Annotated in this window: 5 protein-coding genes, 1 tRNA gene and 1 rRNA gene; 1 reads left to right on the plus strand and 6 read right to left on the minus strand. The window is 68.9% G+C overall.

Going from position 1 to position 13923, the window contains the following annotated elements; genetic code table 11:
• Positions 1-268 precede the first annotated feature (268 nt).
• The 3 genes from ABZV34_RS17945 to ABZV34_RS17955 form a co-directional block, all read right to left on the minus strand.
• The gene (locus tag ABZV34_RS17945) at positions 269-2995 is read right to left on the minus strand and encodes a DNA translocase FtsK (RefSeq protein WP_356276954.1); all 2727 of its coding nucleotides are present in this window, start codon (positions 2993-2995) and stop codon (positions 269-271) included.
• Between the two features lie 216 nt (positions 2996-3211).
• The gene (locus ABZV34_RS17950; protein ID WP_356276957.1) at positions 3212-3895 is read right to left on the minus strand and encodes a response regulator; all 684 of its coding nucleotides are present in this window, start codon (positions 3893-3895) and stop codon (positions 3212-3214) included.
• 301 nt (positions 3896-4196) lie between these two features.
• On the minus strand, positions 4197-9698 hold the full coding sequence (locus ABZV34_RS17955) for a HAMP domain-containing protein (protein WP_356276960.1): 5502 nt from the start codon (positions 9696-9698) through the stop codon (positions 4197-4199).
• A gap of 364 nt (positions 9699-10062) precedes the next feature.
• Here ABZV34_RS17955 and ABZV34_RS17960 point away from each other — a divergent pair, with 364 nt between their 5' ends.
• Complete coding sequence (locus ABZV34_RS17960) at positions 10063-12810, plus strand: SpoIIE family protein phosphatase (RefSeq protein WP_356276963.1); 2748 nt, start codon at positions 10063-10065, stop codon at positions 12808-12810.
• Positions 12811-12871: 61 nt separating this feature from the next.
• Here the strand turns inward: ABZV34_RS17960 and ABZV34_RS17965 are convergent.
• From ABZV34_RS17965 to rrf, 3 genes are all read right to left on the minus strand, one after another.
• Positions 12872-12947, minus strand: a tRNA-Thr gene (locus ABZV34_RS17965).
• A 104-nt stretch (positions 12948-13051) separates the two neighbouring features.
• Positions 13052-13714: a DegT/DnrJ/EryC1/StrS family aminotransferase gene (locus ABZV34_RS17970; RefSeq protein WP_356276980.1), complete on the minus strand. Its 663-nt coding sequence runs from the start codon at positions 13712-13714 to the stop codon at positions 13052-13054.
• A gap of 114 nt (positions 13715-13828) precedes the next feature.
• Positions 13829-13923, minus strand: a 5S ribosomal RNA gene (gene rrf, locus ABZV34_RS17975); the annotation flags it as partial.

The following is a 13923-nucleotide window of genomic DNA, read 5'->3' on the forward strand; positions in this document are numbered from 1 at the left end:
CTTTCGAGCGTGTAGCCACCTGTGCTGGAGGTTCAGTTTAGGGGGGGTGCGAAAGGGTGGGGCAACCGGGCGGTAGGACTTTGTACGCCATCAGAATGGCCCGTCATCCTGATGCGGGACATGTACCTGTCCCCTCGCTCAACTTGACGTTCGCCGAAGGGAAACGGTTGCCCTGCGGCTCCTTACGGGTGAGTCACGTTCGAATATCAACATGCCGTGTACCCCCTGGTCGGGTGACCGATGCGTCCCGGTTTCCCGGGCCGAGGACTCACGCTTCCGCTTCCCCACGCATCACGGCGAGCACGCCGTCGAGCTCGTCGCCCTTCACCAGCACGTCACGTGCCTTGGATCCCTCACTCGGCCCCACGATCCCGCGCGACTCCATGAGGTCCATCAGCCGTCCCGCCTTGGCGAAACCGACACGCAGCTTGCGCTGGAGCATCGAGGTGGACCCGAACTGCGACGTGACGACCAGCTCGGCCGCGGCGCACAGCAGATCGAGGTCGTCACCGATGTCCTCGTCGATCTCCTTCTTCTGCTTGGTGCCCACCGTGACGTCGTCCCGGAAGACCGGCGCCATCTGGTCCTTGCAGTGCTGCACGATCGCGGCGACCTCGCCCTCGGTGACGAAGGCGCCCTGCATACGGGTGGGCTTGTTGGCGCCCATCGGCAGGAAGAGCCCGTCGCCCTTGCCGATCAGCTTCTCGGCGCCCGGCTGGTCGAGGATGACGCGGCTGTCGGCGAGCGAGGAGGTGGCGAAGGCGAGCCGCGACGGCACGTTCGCCTTGATCAGACCGGTGACGACGTCCACCGACGGCCGCTGCGTGGCGAGCACCAGATGGATGCCGGCCGCGCGCGCGAGCTGGGTGATGCGCACGATGGAGTCCTCGACGTCCCGCGGCGCGACCATCATCAGGTCGGCCAGCTCGTCGACGATCACCAGCAGATACGGGTAGGTCTTCAGCTCCCGCTCGCTGCCCTCGGGCGTCTTCAGCTTGCCGTCACGGATGGCCTGGTTGAAGTCGTCGATGTGCCGGTAGCCGAACGCCGCGAGGTCGTCGTAGCGCAGGTCCATCTCCCGCACGACCCACTGCAGCGCCTCGGCGGCCCGCTTCGGATTGGTGATGATCGGCGTGATCAGGTGCGGGATGCCCTCGTACGCGGTCAGCTCGACCCTCTTGGGGTCCACGAGGACCATCCGGACGTCCTCCGGGGTCGCGCGGACCATCACGGACGTGATCAGGCAGTTGATGCAGGAGGACTTACCGGAACCGGTGGCTCCGGCGACGAGTACGTGCGGCATCTTCGCCAGGTTGGCCATCACGTAGCCGCCCTCGACGTCCTTGCCGAGCGCGACCAGCATCGGGTGGTCGTCCTCGGCCGCGTCCGCGAGGCGCAGCACGTCACCGAGGTTGACCATCTCGCGGTCGGTGTTCGGGATCTCGATGCCGACCGCCGACTTGCCGGGGATCGGGCTGATGATCCGCACGTCGGGGCTGGCGACGGCGTACGCGATGTTCTTGGTGAGCGCGGTGATCCGCTCGACCTTCACGGCCGGGCCGAGCTCGACCTCGTAGCGGGTGACCGTCGGACCGCGGGTGAAGCCGGTGACGGCGGCATCGACCTTGAACTCCATGAAGACGTTCTGGAGCGAGGCGACCACCGCGTCGTTGGCCGCGCTGCGGGTCTTGCCGGGGCCGCCGCGCTCCAGGAGGTCGAGTGACGGCAGGGAATAGGTGATGTCGCCGGAGAGCTGGAGCTGCTCGGCGCGCGGCGGCAGGTCGCGCGGCGCCTCGGGCGCGGACTTGGTGAGGTCGGGCACGACGGAGTCGACGGCCAGGGACTCCTGCCTCGGCCGCTTGGCTCCGGGGACGGCCTTGGCGCGGGCGGCCGGCACCGGAGTCGTCTCCTCGTACCCGTCGCGTTCCGCGGTGACGCCGTGCGTCAGGTCGGCGACCAGCGGAGAGGGCGGCATGCCGTGCATCACGGCGCCGTCGAGCGCGGCGGCGGCCGCCGCGGCGACGTCCACGGCGTCCATCGGCCGGTTCGGGTCGTGCTGCCACGCGGGAGCCCGCCGGGGCCGGCCACGGCGCTTGGTGAGCGCCTCTTCCTCGGCGCCTTCGGGGTCGTACTCGCCGGGGCCGCCCGGGCGTCTGCGGGAGCGTGCGGGGAGCGCCTCGCGCCACTGATCGTCGTAGCGCTCGTCGTCCTCGCCGAAGAACATCTCGTCCGGGTCACCCTGGACGATGCCGAGCCGCTGCCCGAGCAGCCGCAACCGCTGGGGGATCGCGTTGACGGGCGTGGCCGTGACGACCAGCAGACCGAAGACCGTGAGCAGGACCAGGAGCGGTACGGCGAGGACGTCGCCCATGGTGTACGTCAGCGGGGTGGACGCGCCCCAGCCGATGAGGCCGCCGGCGTCCCTTATCGCCTGCATGCCGTCGCTGCGCGCGGGCGCCCCGCAGGCGATGTGGACCTGCCCGAGCACGCCGATGACGAGCGCGGACAGACCGATCACGATGCGGCCGTTGGCCTCGGGCTTCTCGGGGTGCCGGATGAAACGGACGGCGATGACGGCGAGGAGTATCGGGACGAGCAGGTCGAGCCGGCCGAAGGCACCGGTCACCAGCATCTCGACGAGGTCGCCGACGGGTCCGCGCAGATTCGACCACGTGCCCGCCGCGACGATCAGCGCGAGACCGAGCAGAAGGAGCGCGAGGCCGTCCTTGCGATGCGCCGGGTCGAGCCCCTTCGCGCCCCGCCCTATGCCGCGGAACATCGCCCCGACGGCATGCGCGAGGCCCAGCCACACGGCGCGTACGAGCCTGTACACACCCGCGGTCGGGCTGGGCGCCGGTGGGGGTACGGGCTTCTTCGCCGCGGGCGCCTTCTTGGCGACCGCCTTTTTCGCGGGGGCCTTCTTCACCGCAGCCTTCGTCGGAGCGGCCGCCCTCTTCGCTGGCGGCTTCTTGGCTGCGGACTGACGTGAGGCCATGGGTGTGAGGTTACCGGTGGAGACGACAAGGGACACGTGTGCCCACAGCTTCACCCGATCGTGTCGCCCTTGCCGGGGCACGGAACTGACGCCGGATCACCGCGTGCGGCCGGTCCGAAACACTCGTCCGCCGGACGGCGCCTTCGCGTTTCGCTCACCTTCTCTTCGCGGGACCGAAGGCCGGTTCGCCACACGCCCGGCGCGGGGGTCCGGAAGTCAGCTCTGCGAGGGAACCGACGCCGCCCCGTTGCCCGTGCCCGGCTCCAACGCGTCCAGTGCCCGGCGCAGTCCGGTGAGTTTGCGTTCGAGATGGGCTGCGGTCGCCACCGCCGCCGCGTCCGCCGAGTCGTCGTCGAGCTGCTTGGACAGCGCCTCGGCCTGCTCCTCAACGGCCGCGAGCCGCGCCGAGAGTTCGGCGAGGAGACCGGCAGGCTCCCTGGGGCTGCCGAGCGCCACCTTGCCGCCGCCCTCCAGCTGGAGCCGCAGCAGCGCGGCCTGCTCCCGCAGTTGGCAGTTCTTCATGTAGAGCTCGACGAAGACCGAGACCTTCGCGCGCAGCACCCACGGGTCGAACGGCTTGGAGATGTAGTCCACCGCACCCGCCGCGTACCCCCGGAAGGTGTGATGCGGACCGTGGTTGATCGCGGTGAGGAAGATGATCGGGATGTCCCGGGTCCGTTCTCGCCGCTTGATGTGCGCGGCGGTTTCGAATCCGTCCATGCCCGGCATCTGTACGTCCAGCAGAATGACCGCGAAGTCGTCCGTGAGTAGTGCTTTGAGCGCTTCCTCCCCGGACGATGCCCGCACCAGTGTCTGATCGAGCGCGGAGAGGATCGCCTCCAGCGCCAGCAGATTCTCCGGCCGGTCATCGACCAGGAGGATCTTGGCCTTCTGCACCATGGCCCGCCCTCCTCGTCCCGGCAGTGCACCGGGCGCCGCCCCAGGGGACGGCTCCCATGCGCCGTCCGTCCTTGTGCCGGTCATGGTAGCCGCACCCCGCCTGTCGCCACACCCTGTCACCGCGATGTCACTGTGCACGTAGCAGAAACGTAGTGGGGGACCAGAAGGTTCCCCGAATCCCGCGCTTCTACACGGCTTCGCACACAGCCGGTTGTCCGACGTCGGGCGTGCCGCGGCGAGCAGCCGACGCGCACACCACGGCGTCTCGGACGCGGCCACCGTACAGCGGTCCGCACCCCGTTCACTCCCCGCGCATCCACTGCTCCATCACGGAGAGCAGGTGATCGGGATCGACCGGCTTGGTGACGTAGTCGGACGCCCCGGACTCGATGGCCTTCTCCCGGTCGCCCTTCATCGCCTTCGCCGTGAGCGCGATGATCGGAAGTCCGGCGAACTGCGGCATCCGGCGAATCGCCGTGGTCGTCGCATAGCCGTCCATCTCGGGCATCATGATGTCCATCAGGACAACCGTCACATCATCGTGCTGCTCCAGAACCTCGATACCCTCACGGCCGTTCTCGGCGTACAGCACCGAGAGACCGTGCTGCTCCAGGACGCTGGTGAGCGCGAACACGTTGCGGATGTCGTCGTCGACGATCAGCACCTTCTCACCCTCGAACCGGATGCCTCCGCGCGACTGCGACGCCGTCTCCTGCTGCGCCGCGACCGGCCAGTGCTCCTGGGCGGGTCCGCCGGCCCCGTTCGGCTGCGCCCCCGGCCCAGGACGCGACTCGGCCACCGGCAGTGCCCTGCGGCGCCTCCTGAAGAGCGCGGCGGGCCCGTTCTGGGCCTCCTGGTACGACTTCACCTCGGCCGGCGTCCCGATGTCCGCGCCGGCCAGCTCCGCCTCGGACGCGAGCAGCTCGCCGGCCCCCAGCGCGGGCGCCATCTGCCCGTAACCCTGCGGAGGCAGTTCGCTCGGGTACAGCGGCAGGTACAGCGTGAACGTCGAACCGCGTCCCGGCTCGCTCTGCGCGTGGATCTCACCGCCCAGCAGACGCGCGATCTCCCGCGAGATGGACAGCCCCAGCCCCGTACCGCCGTACTTCCTGCTCGTCGTGCCGTCCGCCTGCTTGAAGGCCTCGAAAATCACCCGCATCTTGCTGGCGGCGATCCCGATGCCGGTGTCGGTCACGGAGAACGCGATCAGATCGGCGTCGGCGTCCCGCAGCGAACCCGCCTCCAGCAGCTGCTCCCGGATGGCCACCGGCACATCGGCGCCCGCGGGCCGGATCACCAGCTCGACCGCTCCGGAGTCGGTGAACTTCACCGCGTTGGAGAGCAGGTTGCGCAGCACCTGGAGGAGCCGCTGTTCGTCGGTGTGCAGCGTGGCGGGCAGCTCCGGCGACACCCGGACCGAGAAGTCGAGGCCCTTCTCCGCGGTCAGCGGACGGAACGTCGCCTCCACGTAGTCGACGAGCTGCACCAGCGCGATGCGCGTCGGCGACACGTCCATCTTCCCGGCCTCGACCTTCGACAGGTCCAGGATGTCGTTGATCAGCTGGAGCAGGTCGGAGCCCGCGCCATGGATCGTCTCGGCGAACTCGACCTGCTTCGGGGTGAGGTTCGTCTCCGCGTTGTCGGCGAGCAACTTGGCCAGGATCAGCAGGGAGTTGAGCGGCGTCCGCAGTTCGTGCGACATGTTCGCGAGGAACTCGCTCTTGTAGCGCATGGAGACCGCGAGCTGTTCGGCACGCTCCTCCAGGACCTGGCGGGCCTCCTCGATCTCGGTGTTCTTGACCTCGATGTCGCGGTTCTGCTGGGCCAGCAGCTCGGCCTTCTCCTCCAGTTCCGCGTTGGAGTCCTGCAGGGCCTTCTGCCGGTTCTCCAGCTCCGCCGACCGCTCCCGGAGCTGCTCGGTCAGCTCCTGCGACTGCTTGAGCAGCACCTCCGTCTTGGTGTTGACGGAGATGGTGTTGACGCTCGTCGCGATCATCTCGGCGATCTGGTTCAGGAAGTCCTTCTGGATCTGCGTGAACGGCGTGAAGGAGGCCAGCTCGATGACACCGAGCACGGTCCCCTCGAAGAGCACCGGAAGGACGATGACCTGGGCCGGGGGTGCCTCGCCGAGCCCGGAGGAGATCTTCAGATAGCCGCTCGGCGCGTTCTCCACCAGGATCGTGCGCTTCTCCTGGGCGGCCGTCCCGATGAGCGCCTCACCGGGCCGGAACGACGTCGGCATCGAGCCCATCGAATAGCCGTACGACCCGAGCATGCGCAGCTCGTACGCCTCCTCGTCCTCGGCGCTCGCGTCCCTCCCGTCGACGGACGGCATCGACAGGAAGAACGCGCCGTGCTGCGCGGAGACCACCGGTGTCAGCTCGCTCATGATCAGCGAGGCCACGTCGTCGAGGTCCCGGCGCCCCTGCATCAGCGCGGAGATACGGGCCAGGTTGCCCTTGAGCCAGTCCTGTTCCTTGTTGGCGATGGTGGTGTCGCGCAGGTTGGCGATCATCTTGTTGATGTAGTCCTGAAGTTCCTGGATCTCGCCCGAGGCGTCCACGTCGATCTTCAGGTTCAGGTCACCGCGGGTCACCGCGGTCGCCACGCGCGCGATGGCACGCACCTGCCGGGTCAGGTTCCCCGCCATCTCGTTCACCGACTCGGTCAGGTCGCGCCAGGTGCCGTCGACGTCACGGACCCGCGCCTGACCGCCCAACTGGCCCTCGGTGCCCACCTCGCGGGCCACCCGGGTGACCTCCTCCGCGAAGGACGACAGCTGGTCGACCATCGTGTTGATGGTGGTCTTCAGTTCGAGGATCTCACCGCGGGCGTCGATGTCGATCTTCTTTGTCAGGTCGCCCTTGGCGATGGCCGTGGTGACCATCGCGATGTTGCGCACCTGGCCGGTCAGGTTGGACGCCATCCCGTTCACGGACTCGGTGAGGTCCTTCCACGTACCGGCCACTCCCGGAACGTGCGCCTGCCCGCCGAGGATGCCGTCCGTACCCACCTCACGGGCCACCTTGGTGACCTGCTCGGCGAACGAACTCAGCGTCTTCACCATCGTGTTGAAGGTGTCGGCGAGCTGCGCGACCTCGCCGCGCGCCTCGATCGTCACCGTCCGGGTCAGGTCTCCGTTGGCGACGGCCGCCGCCACCTGCGAGATGTTCCGCACCTGCATGGTCAGGTTGTAGGCCATCAGGTTGACGTTGTCGCTCAGGTCCTTCCAGATGCCCGTGGCGCCCGGCACCCGCGCCTGGCCGCCCAACTGGCCCTCTGTGCCCACCTCGCGGGCCACCCGGGTCACCTGCTCGGCGAACGACGACAGCTGGTCCACCATCGTGTTGACGGTGGTGACCAGTTCGAGGATCTCGCCCTTGGCGTCGACGGTGATCTTCTTGGACAGATCACCCATGGCGACCGCGGTCGTGACCTCGGCGATGTTGCGCACCTGGATGGTCAGGTTGTTCGCCATGAAGTTCACGGACTGCGTGAGGTCCTTCCAGGTGCCGGAGACACCCTGGACCTCGGCCTGCCCGCCGAGCATGCCCTCCGTGCCCACCTCGCGGGCCACCCGCGTCACCTGCTCCGCGAAGTTCGAGAGCTGGTCGACCATCGTGTTGAGGGTGTTCTTCAGCTCCAGGATCTCGCCGCGCGCGTCCACGTCGATCTTCTGCGACAGGTCACCCCGCGCCACCGCCGTCGCGACCTGGGCGATGTTCCGCACCTGGGCGGTGAGGTTGCCCGCCATACCGTTCACGGAGTCCGTCAGGTCACGCCACACACCGGCGACACCGGGCACCTGCGCCTGCCCGCCGAGGCGGCCGTCCGTACCCACCTCACGGGCCACCCGCGTCACCTGGTCCGCGAAGGCGGAGAGCTGGTCGACCATCGTGTTGATGGTGTTCTTCAGCTCCAGGATCTCGCCGCGCGCGTCCACGTCGATCTTCTGCGACAGGTCACCCCGCGCCACCGCCGTGGTGACCTGGGCGATCTGCCGCACCTGCGAGGTGAGGTTGCCCGCCATGAAGTTGACGGAGTCGGTCAGTTCCTTCCACGTACCGGACACGCCGTCCACGCGGGCCTGCCCGCCGAGGCGGCCCTCCGTGCCCACGTCCCGGGCCATCCGCGTCACCTGGTCGGCGAAGGACGACAGCTGATCCACCATCGTGTTCACGGTGTTCTTCAACTGGAGCATCTCGCCGGAGACGTCGACGGTGACCTTCTGCGACAGATCACCGTTGGCGACCGCCGTCGTCACCTGCGCGATGTTGCGGACCTGTCCGGTCAGGTTCCTGAAGGCCGTGTTCACGGAGTCCGTCAGGTCCTTCCAGGTACCCGCCGCCCCCGGCACCTGCGCCTGACCGCCCAGTTCACCCTCGACACCGATCTCCCGCGCCACGCGCGTGACCTCGTCACCGAAGGACGACAGCTGGTCCACCATCGTGTTGACGGTGTTCTTCAGCTCCAGCATCTCGCCGGCGACCTCGACGCTGACCTTCTGCGACAGATCACCGTTCGCCACGGCCGTGGTCACCGCGGCGATGTCCCGCACCTGGGTCGTGAGGTTCCTGAAGACCGTGTTGACGGAGTCCGTCAGGTCCTTCCACGTGCCCGCCGCGCCCGGCACGTTCGCCTGCCCGCCGAGCCGCCCCTCGCCACCGACCTCGTTGGCCACCCGCGTGACCTCGTCCGCGAACGTCCGCAGCGTCTCGGTCATCTGGTTGATCGTCTCGGCGAGCTGTGCGACCTCGCCACGTGCGGAGACAGTCACCTTCTGCGACAGGTCACCGTTGGCGACCGCCGTCGTCACCTGCGCGATCCCGCGCACCTGGGCCGTGAGGTTGCCGGCCATGAGGTTCACCGAATCGGTGAGGTCCTTCCACACGCCGGCCACACCGGGCACCTGTGCCTGACCGCCGAGTTCACCCTCGGTGCCCACCTCGCGCGCGACCCTCGTCACCTCCGAGGAGAACGAGGAGAGCTGGTCCACCATCGTGTTGACGGTGTTCTTCAGTTCGAGCATCTCGCCGGCCACGTGAACCGTGACCTTCCGGGACAAGTCACCCTTGGCGACCGCCGTCGTGACGAGAGCGATGTCACGCACCTGAGCGGTGAGCCGGTACGCCATGGTGTTGACCGAATCCGTGAGGTCCTTCCACGAACCGGACATACCGCGCACCCGGGCCTGTCCGCCCAGCTTGCCCTCGGTGCCGACCTCGCTGGCCACCCGGGTGACCTCGTCGGTGAACGTCGACAGCTGGTCGACCAGGTTGTTGACCGTGCGCCCGACCTTGAGGAACTCCCCGCGCAGCGGATGCCCGTTGCCGTCCGCCGCCTGCGCCCGCAGTTCCATGCGGGGCGACAGATCACCCTCCGCCACCGCGGACAGCACCCGGCCGACCTCGGAGACAGGCCGTACGAGGTCGTCGACGAGCGCGTTGGAGGCGTCGATCGCCGCCCCCCAGGAACCCTCGCAGGCGCCCGTCTCCAGCCGCTCCGTGAGTTTGCCCTCACGTCCGACCATCCGCCTCACCCGGGACAGCTCACCCGTCAGATGCAGATTGCGGTCGGCCACCTCGTTGAAGACCGCGGCGATCTCCGACATCACGCCGTCACCGGAGACCGTGAGGCGCTTGCGGAAGTTGCCGTCACGCATCGACACCAGGGCCGCCAGCAGCCTGTTCAGAGCCGCCGAGTCCACCTCGGTGGTGCCGTTGCGCGGCGTACGTTGGTTGTTCAGGGACTGTCCGTCTTTTGCGCGCGTCTTAGTGCCCCGCGTCGCTGCGCCAGACTCCACTGTGTCCCTCCCGCAAGGGTCGACCATTACTGCTCGGCGTACTGGGATACTGCTGCTCGGCGAACCGGAAGACCCTCAGCCTGCCGGAGCCTTCCCACTGGAGCCTTCCCAGTGTTTCACCCCTGCCGAACCAGGCCATAACAGTTCGGCAGCTTCGCACATCGTCCGCACACGGTTCCGACACGGACCAGGGGACCCTCCGGAGGGAAACATGAGGCCTCTCCGGGCGGAAACACTGGTGACCGGCATCCGCATGGGCCGCGAAGGTAAGTAACCTTGCATGCGGCTGTCCAGCCACACCGGTCCGTCCGGCCTGGGCGGTGGCACGAGAACGAGCGGGCAGGCATCGGAGGGGCACCGCACCATGACCACCGGACTGCACCCTGGGGGACCGCCTCAGGATCCTCGGCCGACAGGGAACCAGGCGCTGCCCCAGCAGGAGCGGGTCGGCCCAGCACCGCTGCACGCCGACAACCGGACAGGGAGATCTGTGATCACCGCGCGCGCGGCCGCCAGCTTCGACCCCGTGGGACGATCGGTCGCGACCGCCCGTTCCTTCGTCCGCGACACCCTCCAGGGCTGGGGCTTCGCCGACATCGTCGACGACGCCGTGGTCCTGACCAGCGAGCTGGTCACCAATGCCGTCGTGCACGCGGGCACCTCCGCCGATGTCCTGTGTCTGCGCAGCGACGAGGGCGTACGCATCGAGGTGGCGGACCGCTACCCAGAACGTGAGATTCCACTCCAGGCGTCGGCTGTGAACATGGGCAGCCCGGACCGCGAGGGCGGCCGCGGCCTCCAGCTCTGCGCGGCGCTGGCCGGCCACTGGGGGGTCGAGTACTCCCCCACCCACAAGCAGGTCTGGTTCCAGCTCGCGCTCCCCGAGCGCCCGGTGGGGACGCGCACCGCGGGCCCTTCGCTCCCCGCCCATCTCCTTCCGCTCGCCGACGGCCGGGTGCGCGTCGCGGTCGTCCAGATCGACCGCACCGGCTCCATCTCGGCGTGGAACGAGGACGCCGAGGACCTCTTCGGGTACGCCGCCGAACAGGTCACCGGCAAACCCCTGACCGATCTCGCGGCCTGGCCGCACACCCCGGGCACCAGCACCGGCATCGTCGAGGCTCTCCAGCTCTCGCGCTGGGAGGGCAGTTACGGCATCCGCGCCGCGAGCGGCCGCGTCACCCCCGTCTACGCCTCCCACCTCCGCGTCCGTGACACGGGCGGCGAGCCCTCGACCGTCTGCCTCGTCGTGCGCGACCACGAACGTGCCGTGCTGCAGACCCCGTTGCGCGCCTCCGCCACGGACACGACGACCAGCTCCGAGGGCCAGGCCACGGACCCCTTCGAGGTCTTCATCGGCTCTCCGGCCCCCGATGACCTGGACGGCCTTCTCCAGCGCACGGTGGAACGCGCCCGCGACATGCTCGACGGCGACTCCGCCTTCCTGCTCCTGGCCACCGACGACGAGACGGAGTTGGAGGTACGCGCCTCGACGGGCCTGCCCTCCGCCCGCCAGCGCTTCGCCCGCGTCCCCGTCGAGGCGGGCCCCGGCCGCTACGGCTCGGCCCGGATGCCGGCCGTCCACGAGGATCTGACGGTCGTCCCCGGCGCCGTTCCCCTGCTGGGCGGCACCGGCATGCGCTCGGTGGTCACGGTCCCGCTGAAGGTCGAGGGGCGTCTGACGGGCTCGCTCGGTGTCGCCGCCGAGTCGCCCTTCAGGTACTCCAACGAGGAGGCGCTGCGCCTCCAGTTCGCCGCGGACCGTATCGCGCTGGCGGTGGAATCGGCCCGCCTGGGCGAGCTGGAACGCCTGCGCCGCGGCTCGCTCTCGTTCCTCGTGGAGGCTTCCGACCTCCTCGCCGGCACTCTCGACCGTGACCAGACCCTGGCCCTGATGGCCCAGATGACCGTCCCGACGCTGGCCACCTGGTGTGCCGTCTACACGATCGCCGACCAGGCCTCGGATCCGTATCTCTCCTATGTCCTGCACGAGGACGAGGAACGCATCGACGGCCTCAAGGCCCTGCTGTCGAAGATCGCCCCGCCGGACCCGGTCCCCACTCCGGGCGCTCGTGTCTGGCCGGCCCCCGCCGAGGCGGCCCATCAGGCGGCGCTGCGCACCTCCATGCGCAGCCTGGGCCTCGGTGAACGCTCACCGGTGAGCTCCGGCATCGGCACGACGCTGGCGACGGCCGCGGCGGTCGGGGGCGAGACGGTCGTACTGCCCCTGGTGGCCCGCAACCGGGTCATCGGGATGCTGACGCTCGGCAAGCCGTCCGACGAGCACTTCCGGCAGGAGATCCTGGAGCTGGCCGAGGACCTCTCCCGAAGGGCCGCCCTGGCCCTCGACAACGCCCGCCTGTACTCGGAGCGCACGGCGATCAGCCAGTCCCTCCAGCGCAGTCTCCTGCCCCCGGAGCTCCCCCACATCGAGGGCGTCGAGGTCGAGGTCATCTACCGCGCGGCCGGCGAGGGCAACGAGGTCGGCGGCGACTTCTACGATGTCTTCCCGATCCGCGACGGTGCCTACGGCTTCGCCATCGGCGACGTCTGCGGTACGGGTCCGGAGGCGGCGGCGGTCACGGGCCTGGCCCGGCACGCGCTGCGGTTGCTGGCCCGCGAGGGTTTCGGCGGCCCGGCGGTCCTGGAGCGGCTGAACTCGGCGATCCTCGACGAGGGTGCCCGCAGCCGCTTCCTGACGCTGCTGTACGGCGAGTTGTGGCCCCAGGAGGACGGCAGTGCCGTGCTGAAGGTGGTCTGCGCCGGCCATCCGCTCCCGCTCCGTCTGCGCCAGGACGGCACGGTGGAGGCAGCCGCCGAACCGCAGCCGCTCCTCGGTGTCATGGAGGACCTGGAGCTCTACGAGCAGACGGTCACCCTCGATCCGGGGGACGTGCTGCTGTGCGTGACGGACGGCGTCACGGAACGCCGCGAGGGCACCCGCATGTTGGGGGACGACGGCCTCACGGACGTCCTCACCACGTGTACGGGTCTGACGGCAGGCGCGGTGGCCGCCCGTGTGATGCGCGCGGTGGAACGCTTCGCCTCCGATGCCCCGTCCGACGACATGGCGATTCTGGCGATGCGGGTACCGGGCCTGCAGGTGGACTGAAGTCCTCCCCGCCGGGAGCAGCAAAAAGGCCTCGCCCGGGAGGGCGAGGCCTTTTCTGTTGTGGAGCCCCCCAACGGAATCGAACCGTTGACCTTCTCCTTACCATGGAGACGCTCTACCGACTGAGCTAGGGGGGCCGACCGCCTTTGCGAGGTTTCCCTCGCGGCAACGAAATAGATCATACCCCGAACAGAAGCGTGCTCCTAATCAGTTCTGCTGACGCCCTGTGAGGTCGGTGGAATCAGAAGGCGGGCTGCAGAAGGCCGCCGAGCGCGTTGCAGGCGGAGACGATCCGCTGCATCTCCCGCTTCGTCAGCGACGCGTCCACGGGCAGCGCGAGCGTCTCGTCGGCGGCCCGCTCCGTCTCCGGGAGGTAGACGTCCCGCCGGAATCCGGGCATGCGGTGCACGGCTGTCTTCACCGGTACCCGGCACTCGACTCCGCGGGCCCGTACGGCCCGTGCGAAGGCGTCCCGGTCCGGCCGCCCGTTGCCCGGCACCCGCACCACGTACTGCTGGTACGTGTGCCCGTCGCCGCCGGCCGGTGTGCGCACGCCGTTCAACCGCCCGTCGAGGTAGGCGGCCCGTTCCCGGCGTTGCGCGATGTCCTCGTACGGCGCCTCGGACTCGCCCAGTTCGAGGACGAGGAGTCCGTGCCGCTGCCCGATGTCACGCAGTCGCACCATGTCGGCCGACCGCCCGAAGCGGTGGACGACGACGACGGCCATGGATCGTGCGGTCACGGCCGCCTCGACCGCGCAGGCGTCGAGGCAGTAGGTCGCCGGGTCTATGTCGGCGAAGACGGCCGAAGCTCCGGCCTGGGTCACGGCCTCCGTGACTTCGACGTTGCCGAACGCCGGCACGATGACCTCGTCACCGGCTCCGACGCCCGCGGCCCTGAGCATTGCAGCAGTACCCATGAGGCGGATGGTGGTCGCGCCAAGTGAACGCAAAGTGACGCACAACAAAAAAGAGCTGGTCCCCGAACCGAAGTTCGGGGACCAGCTCTTTCAATATTAGTTCGGCGGCGTCCTACTCTCCCACAGGGTCCCCCCTGCAGTACCATCGGCGCTGTAAGGCTTAGCTTCCGGGTTCGGAATGTAACCGGGCGTTT

Origin of the sequence: Streptomyces sp. NPDC005195 (assembly GCF_040608315.1) — a bacterium.
In the GTDB taxonomy this organism is placed as follows: Bacteria; Actinomycetota; Actinomycetes; order Streptomycetales; family Streptomycetaceae; genus Streptomyces; species Streptomyces kaempferi.